The following is a 15,218-nucleotide window of genomic DNA, read 5'->3' as shown; positions in this document are numbered from 1 at the left end:
ACATGGGGCCTCCTCGGGGCGGGTCGGGTCAGGGTGTCAGGTCAGCGCCAGCGTCCACTGGTCGTTGCCCGCGTCGGGCAAGGGCACGAAGGACAGCGGCCACTCGACGATGCCGTCCTGGTTGGACAGCCCCTGCGGTCGCTGGATTTGCGCGCGCGGCACCGACAGGGTCGTGATGCGCCCGGCGCCGGTACCGTGCACGATGCTCAGCGCGGCTGCAGTCTGTGACGCGGCCAGCGCGTAGGGGTTCAGCGTCGCCAGCGGCACCGCCTCGACCACGGCGGCGATCTTCTCGGACCGCTGCGGGATCAGGATAGATTCCGAATTCACGAGGAACCGCGGCACGATCTGGTTGCCCAGATCGAACTCGAGGCTGCGCAGCACCATGTCCACCGAATTGAAAGTGACGGTGGGGGTGTTTGCGTCCGACACGATCTGCGGCGCGGCCCAGGCGGTCAGCGTCGGCGTGGGGTTCGCCCCGGCCGCGGGCTGGGTGAAGAGGCCGGTCAGCTCGAACATGATCTTCGGCACGGCGCTTGCCGCCAGCATCAGCTTGCCCGTGCCGCGCCCGCCGACCAGCGCATAGCGCGTGCCGTCCACGAAGAAATGCAGCGTCACGCTCTCATGGTTGGCCGAGATCGGGTTGTAGGCGACCGAGACGCCCGCGCTGACCACCTGCGCCACCGCGCAGGCCCGCAGGAGCGGCCCCCAGGCGGGCACGGTGCCTGCGGTGCCCGAGGGCGCAAGCTCGACCTCAAAGGACATCTTCGCATGCAGGCCCGCCGGGATCGTCGCGTCGGCACCCAGCGTGGCCCGCTCGAGCCCGCGCGCCACGTCCTCGCCCTCCATGGGCATCAGCGACACGTTGATCGCCTGCACCGCGTCGGCGGCCCCGGTCGGCGTGGCGTCGGTGCCGTAGATGGTCTCGACCTTGCACAGGACGACCTTGCGGTTCCAGAACAGCGGCATCTCAGGCCTCCTTCACGGGGGGTTCAACGGGGCTTTGAACGGGTGCCTCGGCGTCGCGCACAAGGCGGCCGTCGGGCAGGCGCAGCCAGGCGCCGCCCTCTCCCGGCAGGGGCAAGGGCGCGGGCGTCGGAGCTTCGGCGGCGGGTTTGGGGCGGGTCATCCTCAGGTCCTCAGCTGGTCGCGCGCGGCGAATTGCATCTCGTAGACAAAGGTGCCGCCCGCCCCGCTCGGGGCCGAGACGCGGCGAAAGGCCATCGGGTCGCCGATCGTGCCGGGGGGCACCCACCCGGCCAGCGCCTGGGCGACATCGGCGATCAGGACGTCGGCCTGGTCGACGACGGCGTTCGCGGCCGGGTCGCCCGCGCGGAACATCAGGACGATGGTCACGACGCGGGTGACGATCTGCAGATGCGCGCCCGAGGCCCGGTCCTGCTGGCCGCCCTCGATTCCGCCCGGCAGAACGAAGGCCGACATGCCCGACTGCGGTGCCGCGTTGTTGCGCATCAGCGCCGACAGATCGGCCGCGCGCCGCACGCGCCCGGTCATGGCGGGCATCATCGCCTCGAGCCGCGCGATGACGGCCTCGGTCAGGGGCGCCGGGGCGGGCATCAGATGAACCCCTTCAGCGTGGTTTCGGTCATCGGCCGCTCGCGGTCGGTGAACATCGCGCCGGTGTCCCCCGTGCCGGGCGTCTCGACCCCGGCCAACGACAGCCGCACCCGGCCGTCCGCGATGTCGCGCAGCATGCGCAGCGCGTCGGCGTGGTCTTCCTTCAGCTTCGGATCGGCGGCATAGGGGTGCAGCCGGTAGATCGCGATGGCCTGGGCGATGTCGGCCAGGAGTGGCGGCACATCGGCCAGCGGCAGGGCGTAGCGGTCGTTGAGGAACCCGTCGATCACCGCGTCGGCCGAGGCCAGGGCCCGGGCGATGGTCGCCATGTCCGGCGCGCCGGTCGGCACCGCGCCCCGATCGGTCGCCGCGATGAGCATCTGCTCGCCGTAGCGTTCGGTCAGCTGGTCTGCGGTGGCGTAGGTCATGCCGGGCGGTCCTCGGGGTCAGTAGGGCGCGTTGATGGTCTGGATTGTCAGGGCGGGGTCAGTCATCAGGGCGGCGATCTCCGCCTCTGACAGGTCGGACACCGCCAGCGTCACGGGCTCGGGGCCGAACTGCCGCCCGGCGCGGCGGCGGCCGGATTTGGGACCGGTGACGATCAGCGACCAGACCGGCTCCAGCGACGGGGCATTCCCGTCATCGGCGGGGGTCGGAGCCTCGGCGGAGGAAGGCGAGCCCTCCCCCGCCGCTGCCGCCTGCCCCTCGGTCCCCGTTTCCGGTTCGGGCGTCGGGCCGCTTTCCGCAGGTGTCGCGGTGTCGGCCTCTTGGGGAACAACCGCCTTGGCCGCCTCGTCGGCTGCGGCAGGCTCGATCACCACCTCCGGCACGGAGCCGGAGGTGGTGACCGCCGCGCCCGTTTCGGGCGCGTCCGGGCCGGATACTGCCCCGGGGGAGAGTTTCCCGGCCTTCGGATCGGTGGCGGCTTTCGCGCGATGTGCCATAGGTGAGCTCCTTTCGGTTCAACGATGGGGCCGGTGTTCCCGGCCCCACTTTCAACCGAACGCCGCCTCAGGCGAGCCAGGGCGCGACCATCACGGTCGCGGTGCCCTTCCACTCGTTGCTCTCGCCGCCCGAGCCCAACTCGTTGTTGACGATCTTTAGCGCCGCCGATTCCAGCGCGGGCGGCACCACCAGAAGGCTGGGACGCAGGCCCAGCGGACGGCCATAATCGCCTTTCATGCTCATCACGGCCGAACGGGCGACGGCATAGTTCGTTGCGTTCAGCGTCTGCTTCGATCCCCAGGCCATCTGCCAGAACCCGAAGCCCGCGTTCATCCGGGCGTCGACGCCGTAGATGAACTCCTTGTTCATGAAGACGTTCGGGGCGCTGAGATCGGTCAGGGCGGTGAACTCGAAGTCCTTGCGCTGCTGGATGATGATCGGCTTCAGCGCCCGGCTGACGTCCAGCAGGAACCAGGGCGTACCCGACCCGCCATCGGTGTTGGCCACGCTGATCGTGTTGCCGTCCTTGTCCAGCACCGGGTGATCGGTATCGAAGAAGAACTGCTTGTCATAGCACTCGGTCGAGAAGCCGTCCTTCAGGAGGCCGAAGGCCAGTTCGTCCTTGTAGGCCCCCGACGACATGCCCATCTCGGTGAAGAGCGGCGTGTAGATCCCGAGGTTGTCGGTCTCGATGTCGTCGCGGTCGACCCCGATGGTCAGTTCGAGCGGCTTTTCCTTGATGGCGTAGTCGTGCTGCATCAGGTTCTGGATGGCGCGGGCGCCGACCCATTCGCGCACGCGCGGCAGCTTGCCGAGCCAGCCGTATTTCTGTTCCTTCTGGGTCGCGGTGATCACCGTGGCGATCATCGCGAACTGGCTGGCGGCCTGCGACAGGCCGTTCTGGAAGGCGGTGCCGTAGCCGACGCGCAAGCTGTCGAGGTTGGCTGCGTTTACAAGCATCTGGGGGTCTCCTTACGAGAGCATGGCGCGGGTGAGGCTCTCGTCGAAGCGCACCCAGACGCCCTGGGCGTCCACGCTGTCGACGACGCCCGCCGGGCTGCGGGTGTTGGTGCCACTCGTCTTGGCGACCGTCTGGTCGTCGACGATGTAGCAGACGGTGCCGATGTCGGCCTTGGCGATGGCGTCTCCGGCGGCCGAGTTGGCAAAGCGGAAGATGCCCGGGCGGTAGCGGATGGCGGTGGCCCCGGCTGTGGTCGAGGCCATCCGCTCCAGCGCCATGCCGACACCGAAGGACCCGGTCGCGGTCGCGCCCTCGATCAGGTCACCCGTGGCGTTCCGCATCAGGATCGCCCCGGCATAGATCAGCTGGTTGGCACCAAGCGTGCCCACGCGCTCGTCGCCCTCAAGGCGCGGCGTGTTGCGGTCGGAGGTCAGGGCCACCATCAGTTCTGTTCCTTCTTGCGAGCCTCGATGAATTTCTCGGCCGGGATGCCAAGCACCCGGGCCGCTTCCAGATCCGAGGCGTTGAGCGAGGTGATGCCACCGGGCTGGGCGGCGGGCGGGTCGGTCGACATGCCAGTCGGGCCGATCGGCTGGATCGTCAGGATCGCGGCCTCGGTCTTCTGCGGGTCGGCCATGTGCAGCGACACGAAGTAGTCGCGCGTCTGGGTGTTCAGGCCGGGGCGCTTGTCGGCGATGGCCCTGTCGATGAAGGCTTCGGCACGGGTGCGCTTGTCGGCTTCCTCGCGGGCGTTCAGCGCGGCCGATAGCCCGGCGACCTGCGTCTGCAGGGCGCTCACTGCGCCCTGGGCCTGCTGGAGCGATGCCTGCAAGGCCGCTTCGCCAACGCCCGCGTTCTTGCGGCCGATGGCGGCGATGATGTCGTCGGCGCTGGCGCCAGCCTGCAGCCCAAGGGCTTCGGCGATCTTGTCCATGGGTTTCTCCTGGTCTGCGGAATTCAGGGCGACGAGCCCCTTGAGATTCGGACGGTTGACAAGCGACGCCCGCGGGATCGCGTGCACGACCTTCTTCGCGTCATGCAAAAGCACCGGGCTGATGCCGCGATAGGCGCGATCCGCCACAAGCCTGCGGCCCTCGCCCGTCCACTCGACGCGGCCCCAGATGCCGTCGGCGCGCGCCTCCATGGCCACGATCCAGCCCCGCGCCGGGGCCGGAAAGCCCTGCGGGGCCAGTTTGTCGGTGGCATGCTCCTGGTCGATGATCAGCCGGTCGGCCCCGGCAAAGCTCGCCGCGATGATCGACTGCAGGCCGGCGGCCCGGTAGGGGCCGCGCTGGTCATCCGTCCGGATCGCACCATCTGCCGCGACAGGCAGGAGGTGAATCCATTCCGGCACGGCTGCTTCATCCCCGGAGGCAACCGGGGCAAACGCCATCATGACGGACGAAAGGGCTGTGGACTGGTTCGGGGTCATGCCGCGACAATCGCGGATCACCCTCGGCCGATACATCCGCAACGGTGTGCGGGGGCGCGGGGCCTGCCCTTGCCGACAGGGTGACGGCGCGGGCCGTGCCGGTCAAGGCGCTTCGACGGCACCCTCCAGCCACTCGGCCAGGTCGTCCAAGATCACCGCCTCATCCTCGGGCGACAGGCCCAGAAAGGGGCGGGCGGGAATGTTGCCCCAGGGGATGGCCGAGCCGTTCGCCATCGATCCGAAGGCGCCCTTCGCCGCGCCGAACTGCATCACGGCCGAATAGATCAGGTTCGACCCCCATTCGACGCCCGTGGCCGTTGGGAAGCTTGCGAACTGCTGCGACAGAAGGCCGGTCGGGCCGTAGAGCGGGCGCAGGGGTTGGCCGTCGCCCCGCCTGGCATAACGGGCAAGGGTCGTGGCGGACTTCGGCGCCCAGGGCGTGCCATCGGGGGCCTTGCCGGTCGGGAAGCGTTCGCGGGTCGAGGTGACCAGATACTCGCCGAGGCTCTGCATCACCGGCGTCATGTCGGTCATCCGGCCCGACAGCGCCGCCAGTGCGGCCACGGCAAAGCTCACATCGATCTCATGCCGGATCATCAGCATCCCCGCCTTCAGGCGGCAGTTCGTTCAGCTTCAGGACCAGCGCCTCCCACAGGGCGGGAAACATCGCCCGGTCCTCGACGCTGGCTTCGCGTTCTAGCGCCCGCATCGCTGCCTCAGGGTCTGGATGCGTGGCGGCGGCGTCGATCAGCTGGCGGGCGCGGTCGAAGATGTCGGTCATGTCTGCCGGTCCTTCCTCTGGAAATAGGCAAGCAGCTCCGGGTGTAGCCGGAAGAACTGGGTCGCGTCACCGCGCATGTAGAGGGCAAAGCTCTCGGCGATGAACTCCTCGCGGTTGGTGCCCGCATAGCGACTGATCAGCTTCGGCCAGCCGTCGGCGATCATGGCGTGTCGGTCGATCAGGTCATCGACCTCCCGGCGCCAGCTGTAATGCAGATGGTGCCCCCATTCATGGGATGCGATGTCCCTGACCTCGCGGACCACGCTCCAGCGGCGCGGCGCCATGCGGGTGGCGCGGTCCCGCACCTCCGAACTGGCGCGGGCCAGCTCGTCATGCCATCGCGCCACAGTCGAGGGCGCCTCATCCAGATCGAACAGGGCCTTCACCTGCGACGGCGAGACGCCCTTGGCCTTCACCCCCATGGACTGCATGCTTGCGACGTAGAAGGCTGCCGCCCGGCGCGCGCCGCGCACCCGGAACGGCAGGTCCGAGGCTTCGGCAAAATGCCGGAGTTTCGGCAGCCCAAAGCGCTGGGTGATCTCCGCACCTTGACGCAGATAGGCATTGACCCCGGCCATCGGCAGCGACGACCGCAGCGAGACGTTCTCGGCCACACCGGCGGCGACGGCCGCGCGGCGGACGTCCTCGAGGGTCCGCACCCGGGGCCAGTCCGTCCAGGCAAGGAACTCGGGCACCGGCGGCGGGGCGGGCTGGGGCGCGGGTTGCGGCGGCGGGGCGGGCGGCACCTGCGCGGGCAGGTCACGGCCCAGATCGCCCGCCAGCAACCCCGGCAGGCCGGGCAGCTTGGCCGCAACCTGCGCGATGGTCTCGGCCACGCTGGCGCCGGGCGCATAGGCCCAGCCCTTGTCGATGCCCGGCGGCGCGCCGGTCTTGGGCGACCGGACCGCCCAGCCGTCCGGCAGGGTCTTGCCGGGCTTGCCACCCTTGCGCACCGCGTCGCGCATCGACCGCGCGCCGATGACATAGCAGCTGCAGCCCCATCCGTTCGGCGGGGCGTGGGTCTGCCAGAAGGGATGGTCGGCGGGCAGAATCAGCCCGTCCCAGCCCAGATGCTGCAGGCGGGGCTCGAGGCTGCCGCCGTGCCTGTAGATCAGCAGCGGAAACCCCGCCTGCTTCAGCTGGGCCCAGCGCCCGGCCGCAAAGGTGGTCTGCATGTTGGTCTTGTAGATGACCCGCGTGCGCCAGGCCTCGCCCCGCTTCGACCCCTCGCCCGTCCAGCCGTGCCAGCCGCGCCGTTCCACGATCTCGCGGAACTCGGCCCGGAACCGCTCGATGCCGGTGCCCTCCTCGATCGCCGACTGCACGGCCGCCGCGAGATCGGCCAGCAGGTCCGCCTTCAGCGCGCCCGCCACCATGAAGGCGCGGTCATGCTCGGCCTGCCAGAGATCGGTCCAGGCCCGCGTCGGACGCAGGTCGCCCAGCCGCAGCCGGAACGCGGCCACCTGTTCGGGGAACGGGCGCCGGAAGACCGCAAAGGCGCGGGGCAGCGCCGTGTCAGCCATCGTCTTCCTCGGTGACAGCGACGCGACCACCAAGGTGCGCCGCCAGAAGCCCCTGTGCGATGACCCGGCCAAGGCTGGCCACGTCGAGATCAGGGAAGGCCGCCAGCATCATTTCACGCAGCTCCCCGAGCGAGGTGGCGGCCTGTGCCATCGCCTCGATCCGCGCGACGAGCCGGGCCATCTCGGGTGCCGCCTCGAGGGCCAGCTGGCGCGTCAGGGTCTCCGCCGGGTCCACCCCCGAAAACGGGCCGCCAGAGGCCATCAACGCCTGCGCCGCCGTCTCCATGCCCGGGAGGCGCTGACCCCGTTTAAATTCGCCGGATTCCCGTTTAATCGGCGAAGTCTGCCCCGGGGCCTCGGTGCCATCTGCACCCGGCGACACGTCATCAGCGGTTCCGGACGCAGGACCGGCCCCTTTTGGGCGCAGAAGCGCGTCCTCCCTGCCCGGCTCCGGCAAGGCGAACTTCTCGCGGATCGTCGCCTCGGACACCTGCAGCCCACGGTCGATGAAGGGCGTCACGGCCATGGCGAAGGCGGCAAGGTCCTCCTGCTCGGGGCGACCGATCTTCAACCGGGGCCACATCGGCTTCGGCACGCCGTTCAGCGCCATCCAGATCCCGACCAGTTCCCGGTTCAGGGTGGCCGACAGGGCCTTCGCGTCGGCCCGCTCGATGTCCTCCTGCACCTGGCGGTGTTCCTTGCCGGACCCGAGGCCACCGGTCACGGCATCGGTGGTGGCCGTCTGCCCAAGCACGGCCTTTGACACCTGCTGATCCAGCCAGTCGGCCCGATCCTTGTAGAGGCTCGACCCCGCTCCCACGTTCGCGGCTTCGATGAAGTCGATCTGCATCGTGTCGGGGATGATCGCGGCCATGTCGCCCGCGATGTTTGCCACCGCGCGGAACAGCTTTGACTTGTCCTCCTCGCTGGCCCCGGTGCCCCATTTGCCTACCCGGACAGGCTGGCCATAGGTCTGCGTGAAGATCGCCCAGTCCCGCTGCGTGTAGGCCTTGAACATCCACGCCCACGCGACGATCCGGGCAAGACCGGACCGCAGGGGCAGGCCAGACTTCGCGCGCATCACCGCCCAGATGAACTTGCCGGGCTCAAGCGGCACCTTCTCGCCACTGGGCTGCAGGCGCATCGGCGTCGTCAGGTCGCGGGTCTCGAACCGGAACCACCGCGGGTCGCGCCATTCCAGCCGCGCGGGTTCCCACTGCCCCTCCGAAGTGTCCCAGATGATCTCGGTCCCCGAGTAGCCCTTGCCGATCGCGTCGAGGATGTCGAAGAGGTCCGACTGCAGCTCCTCGCGCTGCAGCCATTTGCGCACGACCTTTGCCCAGCGCTCCCCTTCCGCGCCGCCCTCCTCGGCCGCCTCGACACTGATATCGAGCTGGCTGACCGACCGGCGCCGGGTGCCCAGCACGCCCACGTAATGCAGGTCGCGTTCCTCGATCGTCTGGGCGAGTTCCATGTAGCGGATCGGATCGCCGCCATCTGCCTCGCGCAGGATGCTGGCCAGCCGTTCGGGGTTCAGCCCGTCGGCAGGATAGCCTGTCAGCGGGCTGCGGACGCCACCCAGCGTGGCAGCCATGACCTCTTCGGTCAGGGCCGACCGTTCAAGCGGGCGGCCGTAGGCGTCGATCAGGAGGGGCTTCTTCATCACATCCAGCCTTTCAGCGCAGCGCCCAGCGGCGGTTTCCACCAGGCCCGCGCGGTATCCTCATCCGGCCCACCGAGAGGATCGGAGGCTGCCTCCTGCGGCTTGGCGGACTGGTAGTCGTATTCGGTCCAGGGCAGGCGACTGGCCCAGTGCGCCAGCGCCACCGCGACGGCATGGTCGCCATGGCGCTTCTTGCCGGTGTCGCCCTCGCGCAGCGCTGGCAGGCGCGCGATCCCGCGCACCAGCTTGATGGCGCGCAGGTCGGACAGATGGTCCGCATCGCGGATCAGCGCGATCTGGTCATCCTCGAACGCCGCCTTCAGGGGCGGCATCTCCAGCCGGTACCATTCCTCGGTGAACTTCAGGGCGATGATCAGTCCCGCGCCCTCGGGGGTTTCGCGCAGCCCGAAGATGCGCCCCATGTCCTCGGCGACGGTCCAGCCCATGCCGGTCGCGTCGAAGGCGGCCCCCACCAGACGCGCACGGACATGGCCCAGCACCTTGCGGGCGACGTCCTTCTGCTCGTTGCCCGGCACGTTGCGCAGCTCGTAGGCCAGCACCTCGCGGCGTTTAAGGCCCGTTTCAATGGCCATCAATGACCCGGTGGACAGGTCCACATGGCGCGCGAAGTCGGACCCGAAGGCAAAGCGCAGGGTCAGGTCCAAGCCGGCCAGCTGCGCGTCCAGCGCCTCGAGGAAGGGCGCCATCAGCGCCTCCTGACTCAACCGATCGCGGTGCAGGTAGTCCTTCGGCAGTTCCAGCCGCAGCACCGGCACCTGGACCGTCATCCGCGCCTCAATCAGGGGGGCGGGCAGCCAGGACCCGGACGACTGGCTCGGGACGCAGTAAAGTTCCTCGTCCGCATTGTCGCGATAGAAGTCGAGGATCTTCTGCCGCCATTCGGCCTCGGCCTCCGGCGTCCAGGTCTTGCCGCGCACAAGGCAGATGCGCCGAAAGAGGCCGTCGTGCAGCGCCTGGTCCAGATCGATCCGCATGTGGGCATAGGGCGACCGCCCGGCCAGGATGTCCTGTATCTCGGCGTTGAACGGGTTGTCCGCGCCCAGATGCGTGGAACAGACCACCACCTGCCCGCCCCACATCAGGAAGGCCATGGCGGATTTCAGGAGGGCGGCGAGGTCATCGACGAAGGCCGCTTCGTCGATGATCACCACGCCCTGCTTGCCGCGCAGGCCGCGCGGGCTCGAGGACAGCGCCATGATCTCAAAGCCGGAGGCGAACTTGATCCGGAAGGCGTTGATCGCGCGGCCGTCGTCGCCCTGGTCGAAGACCGTCTCCTCGACGGCCGCCGCCGCGCTGTCGAAGGCGCGCGCCCACATCGCGCAGACGTCGATGAACTCGCGCGTCATCTCGCGGCTGTAGCTGATGTACATGACGTCCATGCCGCCCGCCGACTTCTGCCGCGCAGCGCGCAGGACGGCATAGGCACCGAGCCCCCAGGTGAGGCCGATCCGGCGCGACTTCTCGATGAACAGCGCCTCGACGGCGACAGAGTCCAGAAGATGCACCGCGCGGGCCTGATAGGGCAACAGGACCGACGGCAGCCCCTCGGCCTTCACCATCCCCGGGATCGCATCCATCGCGGCCGCGCGTGCCGCCGCCCACTCGACCTGGCTGGGGATCGCGGTCATCCGGCCGCCCTCAAGTCCCGGAGCGTTTGAAGCCCGCGGCTGATCGACTTGGCGATCTGCGTGTCCGGCTGGCTGCGGAACCTGAAGTCGAGCCACGTCATCCGGTCCTGAAGGCCATGCCAGGTGCGCCCGTCCACATGCTCCCCGGCCAGGAGCTTGCGGATCACCCGCGCGGCTTCACGGCAGGCGCGCGCCACGTCCTCATCCCGGCGCAGGAAGAACGCCCCCTGCGCCGCCAGATCATTCGCCACTTCGGCAGGTGTCGCGGGCATCACACCACCCCCAGAATTTCGCGCTTGATCGCCTCGGTCGTGTCGCCAGTCAGGCCGCGCGCCCTGGCGACGGTATCGACCGCCTCGGCCATCCGGTCCTTTACCGCCGCCTCGATCTTCGCCCGCCGATCGGCGCTCATGTTCTGCGCCGCCTGCGCCGCGCGCAGGCCATCGGCCAACGCCTTCAGCTCCTTCGGCTCGACACCGTCGGCCGCGTCACCCAGCATGTGCAGGACGACGGCCTTGACCATCTCGGCCGCCATGATCGTCAGGTCGTCGCTGGCCTTGGCATCGTGCTTCTGGCTCAGGACCGCGACGATCTCGCGCGTCTGGTCCAGCCGTCGCGACAGCCGCGCCTGCCGCAGGCTGAAACGGTTGAACGAGGCGAATGCCGGAATGCGGAACTCAAGCTCGCCCCGATGTTCCTTCATCAGCGCCTCGCAGCGCGTCACGAACTCGGCGTAGATGTCGGTCTGCGTCTTTTCCCGGTCGGCCAGTTCCCCGGCCGCCCAGGCGACAATGTGATCGGCCTCCTTCGGCAGAAGGTCGAAACTCGACAGACGCCCGCGCCCGCTGGCCATGCCTATTCACCCGGCCGCGCGGGGCGTTTGACGCCTTCGATCACGACAGAGCGCCGCAGGTGGCGGGCGCCCTTTTCGGCAAGGGTGGCCACGACCACGCTGCCGGGCTTGGTCAGCGTGACGGCTCCCATCTCGGCCAGCCAGTCCAGCTCGCCGTGCACCCACTCGCGCGGCCGGTCGATGCCGAAGCGGCGCAGCTCCTCGCCGATGAACCCCGAATGCAGCCGCTCGTCCGTCTGGGCGGCCAGCGCCTTCAGGATGATCAGCCGGGCGTCTGGGCGGACACTCTCGTTCTCGTAATCGGTCATCGGGTCACTTCTTCAGCAGATGATCTTCGTGCCGCGCCACCAGGGCCTCGACGCGCCGCATGATCTCGTTCTGGCCGCGCATCGCCTCGGACATCGTCGCCATCTCGCCCTGCAGCCGGGTCATCGCGATCTCCAGCTCGTGCAGCTCCTCCTTTGCGGGGATCGCGCGCAGGGCCTGCTCGACATTGCCGATCCGCTCGCCATGCGCGCCAAGCCGCGCCATCAGCGCCTCGTGCTGTGTGGCAACGCGGGTTTTCAGCGCCTCGATCTCGGTCCCGTTCTTGCGCGAAGGCCCCGAGAAGACCCCCCAGATCAGCGAGATGAAGTTGAACAGCGTGGTCAGCGCCACGGCCCAGAGGACGAGCGACTGGATGGAGGTATCGGCGGGGGTCATGCCTTGGCCCCCCATTTCGCAGCCAGGTCCTTGACCGTGTGCCCGCCCATGTAGAGGCCCATGTACAGGCCGCTGATCTGGATCAGATGCTCGAAGGGCATGGGCGGAAGCGCGATCCGCCAGATGGCGTTCGCGACGTGCAGCAGCACGATGTTCCAGAGCCAGAGGAACCCGAGCAGGTACATGCCCGCCGGGCGCCAGGCGCGGGCCCAGAGGGGCTCGTCCTGCTCGCGCGCCTCAAGCGCGGCGCGGGCCTCGACCTCGGCCAGGTAGAGCGCCGTGCGGTCGGCGGCATCACCCGCCTCGACCGCGCGCAGCGCCTCGATGACCCGGCCGGGGGTGTCTGCCGCCAGCTGCTCCAGTGCCTCGGGCGCGGCACCGGCGCGGGCGGCGACGGCCCGGATGACGTCGCTGGCCAGTGCGCCGTTCGCGGGCCCGAGGCGGCCCGACAGGATGCGCTCGACCAGCGGCAGGCCCGCCTGAAGGGCAAGCGCGGCAAGTGCGGACATCGATCAGCCCTCCGTGCCGGGCGGCACCGGCGCGGCGGGCGACGCCGCAGCCCAGCCGGTGCCGCTTGCCATCATGCAGGCAATCCCGTCCGGACGGACCACCAGCGCCGTCCAGGTGGTGCCATCCGGGTTGACCAGGACCGCCATGGCGTGGCCGTTGGCTGCCCTGCCGTCGAACAGCAGCTGCTCGCCATAGCGGTCGCGCAGTTGCGCCTCGACCGCGTCGAGCGGCGCGCATTGCGCCTGCGCCTCCGCGTGCGATGGCCAGAGGATCGTCAGGAGCCACAGGCCAAGGGTCACGATCGCCCCCACCCCGAGCATCCACAGCAGGATGGCACGCGCGGCCCCCACCAGCGTTTCGACGGCTTTCATCAGAAGCTCCTCATCAGGGCCGCCAGTCGCGGCGAGAACGATTGGACAGCGGGGGCCAGGGCATCGCGATAGGTCCAGGCCAGCCAGATCAGGCGCAGCACCGCCGCAACCGCCACGGCCTCGCCCACCGGCAGCCCGCCAGTCAGGGCATCGAGATCGGGCACGGCACCCGATCCGCCCGCCACCGCCCCGCCAGCGGCGGCACCTGCGGCGGCCGGGGCAGACTTCGCCCGGGCGTCCAGGACGCGTTGCAGCACCGACGCCGTGGCCCGGCCGATGATCCCGTCATCGGTCAGCCCGTGGTCGCGCTGGAACTGCTGCACCGCGCCTGCGCGGACCTGCGCCGGGTTGAGCCCGACCTCGTAGCCCAGCCCCTGCAGCGCCTCGCGGATCGCGGGCACCTCGGCCGCGGTCACCGGCGCCGCGATGCGGGCAGAAGCCGCGGTCGTCGTCGGCCGGTCCGGGCGGACAGGGGTACCGTGGCCATAGTCGCCCTCGCGCAGCAGCGCGAACTCCTCCGCCCGGCGCCTGACCAGACCCGGCAGGACCTTGCCGCCGCCCTTCCTCCAGGCCGCCAGCGCGGCGCGAGCCTGGTCCCAGGCATAGACCCGCCAGTGGCCCACCCAAGTCGCCCGGCCGATCGCGCCGGTGTTGAAGTGAAAGGAGACGCCCGCGTCGAACTCATGCTGCTTCGCGCCTGCGGGCCGCGTCATGGCCTTGTCCACCGCGGGCTCGTAGTTCCGGGTCAGCGCCTGGATCAGCAGTCGGCGCGCCTCGGCCGCGTCGATCGTCATCCCCGCTGTCGGCTGCACCACACCGGAGGCAGCAGTCAGGCCAGCACCGATAGTCCAGACCCCGGCCGGGCAGCGGTAGGCGCGCAGCACCACACCCTCGTGCCTCTCAAGAAACGCGACGCCTTCCGCGCTTGTCCGCATGCCTGCCCCCGGGGATTGTGCCGCCGGTCGCCCCGACCGCAGCCCTGCCCCACCATGGCGGTCAGGCGGCATGCGGAAACACCCGCAACGGTGTGCGTTTCAGAGGAGCGACATCTGCCGGGGATCACCGCCCGTCGCGGCCGGGCCGGTGCCGTGGTCGGGGCGCTGCTTCAGCCAGCGGCGCACCGATACGTTCGAGGCGTGCAGCCTGCGCGCGATTTCGTCGCCGGACAAGCCCCGCGATTTCAGGACATGCGCGATCCACACATTCGCCGTCGGCACCCGCACCTTGACCGCGCCCACCGCCTCCGCCAGCGCGGCGGCGCGGTCAGGCCCATAGCGCTCGGCCAGACGGCTGCGCCGCGACGGGCGATCGGCCAGATAGAGGTCGCCGCCCCCGAAGGTCATCAGGAAGTCGACGGCGTCGTCGACGCCCAGCACCTGGACATAGGGCGCGACATGGGCCGGGGGCCGGGGTGCCTCGGTCATTCCGCGCCCCCGAACTTGTGCGCCTCGTCTCCCCAGGCGGCCCAGCCAGGGCGCGCCTGGCGCGAGAAGAGCTCGCAGCGCTGTGCGTTGGGCATCAGCCGCTCGGCCGCGATGAAGGCCGCTTCCGGCTTGCGGCTGTGTTCGCGCGCCTCCCCGATGATGACCGACCGCACGCCGCGCGTCGTGACCGGCGCGCCGCGCGTCCCGATCAGGAAGGGCTCGCCCGCACAGCGCAGGATGTAGCCGGTGCCGAAGGTCTGCTTGCCCGATTTCGTGACCTTGGCCCAGTGGCCGGCGGTCTTGAACGCGAACCCCCACGCCTCCATGACGGCAAGCGCCTGCGGCAACTGGGGGTTCACGGCCCAGAGCCACAGGACGCAGTCGGGGGCGGCCAGCAGCTCGACCGGAAGGCGGGAAATCGCCTCGACCGACATCGTGCGGTACTGCCCCTCGGGGGCCTTGGCATACCCCTTGTCCGACCGCATCGCATAGGACCAGGGCGGGTCGGCCATGATCAGGCCGAACCCGCCCGCCGGGCGCAGTGACAGGAATGCGGCCAGGTCGCTCATTCCCCGCGGCCCTCTGCCCGCTGGTGGCCTCCCGCCAACCACTCCGTCTCGATCACGGTCGTGATCACCGGCCCGTCCGGACCGTCCTTGACTCGGAAGGACACGCCCTCGATCTGCACGCCACAGGCCCCGGCCAGTACCGCGTCCTCGACCCGCCGCCCGATCTCGCGCCGCAGGCGCTCCACGTCGAATCCGCCCACCCGTTCCAGGTAGCGCAGGACGGCGTGATCGCTGACGCGGATCCGGGACTTCTTCAC

General features: G+C 69.7%; 23 protein-coding genes. All 23 read right to left on the bottom strand.

Going from position 1 to position 15,218, the window contains the following annotated elements:
* Positions 1 to 36: 36 nt before the first annotated feature.
* Entirely contained in the window at positions 37 to 969 is a 933-nt protein-coding gene (locus tag KF887_07125) for a hypothetical protein (protein QYK42867.1), read from the bottom strand.
* A gap of 1 nt (position 970) precedes the next feature.
* A complete protein-coding gene (locus tag KF887_07120; protein QYK42866.1) occupies positions 971 to 1,129 on the bottom strand; it encodes a hypothetical protein in 159 nt (52 codons plus the stop codon).
* A gap of 2 nt (positions 1,130 to 1,131) precedes the next feature.
* On the bottom strand, positions 1,132 to 1,578 hold the full coding sequence (locus KF887_07115) for a hypothetical protein (GenBank protein ID QYK42865.1): 447 nt from the start codon (positions 1,576 to 1,578) through the stop codon (positions 1,132 to 1,134).
* Positions 1,578 to 2,006, bottom strand: coding sequence for a DUF1320 domain-containing protein (locus KF887_07110; protein QYK42864.1), 429 nt, complete (start codon positions 2,004 to 2,006; stop codon positions 1,578 to 1,580). Before KF887_07110 ends, KF887_07115 begins: the two co-directional genes overlap by 1 nt.
* A gap of 18 nt (positions 2,007 to 2,024) precedes the next feature.
* Positions 2,025 to 2,522 (bottom strand): hypothetical protein, encoded by a 498-nt coding sequence (locus KF887_07105; protein QYK42863.1) that lies wholly within the window; start codon positions 2,520 to 2,522, stop codon positions 2,025 to 2,027.
* A 67-nt stretch (positions 2,523 to 2,589) separates the two neighbouring features.
* A complete protein-coding gene (locus KF887_07100) occupies positions 2,590 to 3,483 on the bottom strand; it encodes a Mu-like prophage major head subunit gpT family protein (GenBank protein QYK42862.1) in 894 nt (297 codons plus the stop codon).
* Between the two features lie 12 nt (positions 3,484 to 3,495).
* The gene (locus KF887_07095) at positions 3,496 to 3,927 is read right to left on the bottom strand and encodes a hypothetical protein (GenBank protein ID QYK42861.1); all 432 of its coding nucleotides are present in this window, start codon (positions 3,925 to 3,927) and stop codon (positions 3,496 to 3,498) included.
* Positions 3,927 to 4,916, bottom strand: coding sequence for a hypothetical protein (locus KF887_07090; protein ID QYK42860.1), 990 nt, complete (start codon positions 4,914 to 4,916; stop codon positions 3,927 to 3,929). Before KF887_07090 ends, KF887_07095 begins: the two co-directional genes overlap by 1 nt.
* 102 nt (positions 4,917 to 5,018) lie before the next feature.
* Positions 5,019 to 5,513, bottom strand: coding sequence for a phage virion morphogenesis protein (locus KF887_07085; GenBank protein ID QYK42859.1), 495 nt, complete (start codon positions 5,511 to 5,513; stop codon positions 5,019 to 5,021).
* Positions 5,500 to 5,697, bottom strand: coding sequence for a hypothetical protein (locus tag KF887_07080; GenBank protein QYK42858.1), 198 nt, complete (start codon positions 5,695 to 5,697; stop codon positions 5,500 to 5,502). Before KF887_07080 ends, KF887_07085 begins: the two co-directional genes overlap by 14 nt.
* Positions 5,694 to 7,220 carry a hypothetical protein gene (locus tag KF887_07075; protein QYK42857.1) on the bottom strand — a complete coding sequence of 509 codons (1,527 nt, stop codon included), beginning with the start codon at positions 7,218 to 7,220 and terminating at the stop codon, positions 5,694 to 5,696. The genes KF887_07080 and KF887_07075 overlap by 4 nt, the downstream gene beginning before the upstream one ends.
* Positions 7,213 to 8,886 carry a DUF935 domain-containing protein gene (locus KF887_07070; protein ID QYK42856.1) on the bottom strand — a complete coding sequence of 558 codons (1,674 nt, stop codon included), beginning with the start codon at positions 8,884 to 8,886 and terminating at the stop codon, positions 7,213 to 7,215. The genes KF887_07075 and KF887_07070 overlap by 8 nt, the downstream gene beginning before the upstream one ends.
* Positions 8,883 to 10,532: a hypothetical protein gene (locus KF887_07065; protein QYK42855.1), complete on the bottom strand. Its 1,650-nt coding sequence runs from the start codon at positions 10,530 to 10,532 to the stop codon at positions 8,883 to 8,885. The genes KF887_07070 and KF887_07065 overlap by 4 nt, the downstream gene beginning before the upstream one ends.
* Entirely contained in the window at positions 10,529 to 10,804 is a 276-nt protein-coding gene (locus tag KF887_07060; GenBank protein ID QYK42854.1) for a hypothetical protein, read from the bottom strand. Before KF887_07060 ends, KF887_07065 begins: the two co-directional genes overlap by 4 nt.
* A complete protein-coding gene (locus KF887_07055) occupies positions 10,804 to 11,385 on the bottom strand; it encodes a DUF3486 family protein (protein ID QYK42853.1) in 582 nt (193 codons plus the stop codon). The genes KF887_07060 and KF887_07055 overlap by 1 nt, the downstream gene beginning before the upstream one ends.
* A gap of 2 nt (positions 11,386 to 11,387) precedes the next feature.
* Positions 11,388 to 11,693 carry a hypothetical protein gene (locus tag KF887_07050; protein ID QYK42852.1) on the bottom strand — a complete coding sequence of 102 codons (306 nt, stop codon included), beginning with the start codon at positions 11,691 to 11,693 and terminating at the stop codon, positions 11,388 to 11,390.
* A 4-nt stretch (positions 11,694 to 11,697) separates the two neighbouring features.
* Positions 11,698 to 12,087 (bottom strand): DUF2730 family protein, encoded by a 390-nt coding sequence (locus KF887_07045; GenBank protein ID QYK42851.1) that lies wholly within the window; start codon positions 12,085 to 12,087, stop codon positions 11,698 to 11,700.
* Positions 12,084 to 12,596 carry a hypothetical protein gene (locus KF887_07040; protein ID QYK42850.1) on the bottom strand — a complete coding sequence of 171 codons (513 nt, stop codon included), beginning with the start codon at positions 12,594 to 12,596 and terminating at the stop codon, positions 12,084 to 12,086. Before KF887_07040 ends, KF887_07045 begins: the two co-directional genes overlap by 4 nt.
* Positions 12,597 to 12,599: 3 nt before the next feature.
* Positions 12,600 to 12,968, bottom strand: a complete 369-nt coding sequence (locus KF887_07035) for a hypothetical protein (GenBank protein QYK42849.1) — start codon at positions 12,966 to 12,968, stop codon at positions 12,600 to 12,602.
* Positions 12,968 to 13,903 carry a glycoside hydrolase family protein gene (locus KF887_07030; GenBank protein ID QYK42848.1) on the bottom strand — a complete coding sequence of 312 codons (936 nt, stop codon included), beginning with the start codon at positions 13,901 to 13,903 and terminating at the stop codon, positions 12,968 to 12,970. The genes KF887_07035 and KF887_07030 overlap by 1 nt, the downstream gene beginning before the upstream one ends.
* Before the next feature lie 99 nt (positions 13,904 to 14,002).
* Positions 14,003 to 14,392: a helix-turn-helix domain-containing protein gene (locus KF887_07025; protein QYK42847.1), complete on the bottom strand. Its 390-nt coding sequence runs from the start codon at positions 14,390 to 14,392 to the stop codon at positions 14,003 to 14,005.
* A complete protein-coding gene (locus tag KF887_07020) occupies positions 14,389 to 14,961 on the bottom strand; it encodes a DNA methyltransferase (GenBank protein ID QYK42846.1) in 573 nt (190 codons plus the stop codon). Before KF887_07020 ends, KF887_07025 begins: the two co-directional genes overlap by 4 nt.
* Positions 14,958 to 15,218 (bottom strand): hypothetical protein, encoded by a 261-nt coding sequence (locus KF887_07015; protein QYK42845.1) that lies wholly within the window; start codon positions 15,216 to 15,218, stop codon positions 14,958 to 14,960. Before KF887_07015 ends, KF887_07020 begins: the two co-directional genes overlap by 4 nt.

The sequence above is a fragment of the Paracoccaceae bacterium genome (assembly GCA_019454225.1).
Taxonomy (GTDB): Bacteria; Pseudomonadota; Alphaproteobacteria; order Rhodobacterales; family Rhodobacteraceae.
This window is presented reverse-complemented; position numbering and strand designations above follow the sequence as displayed.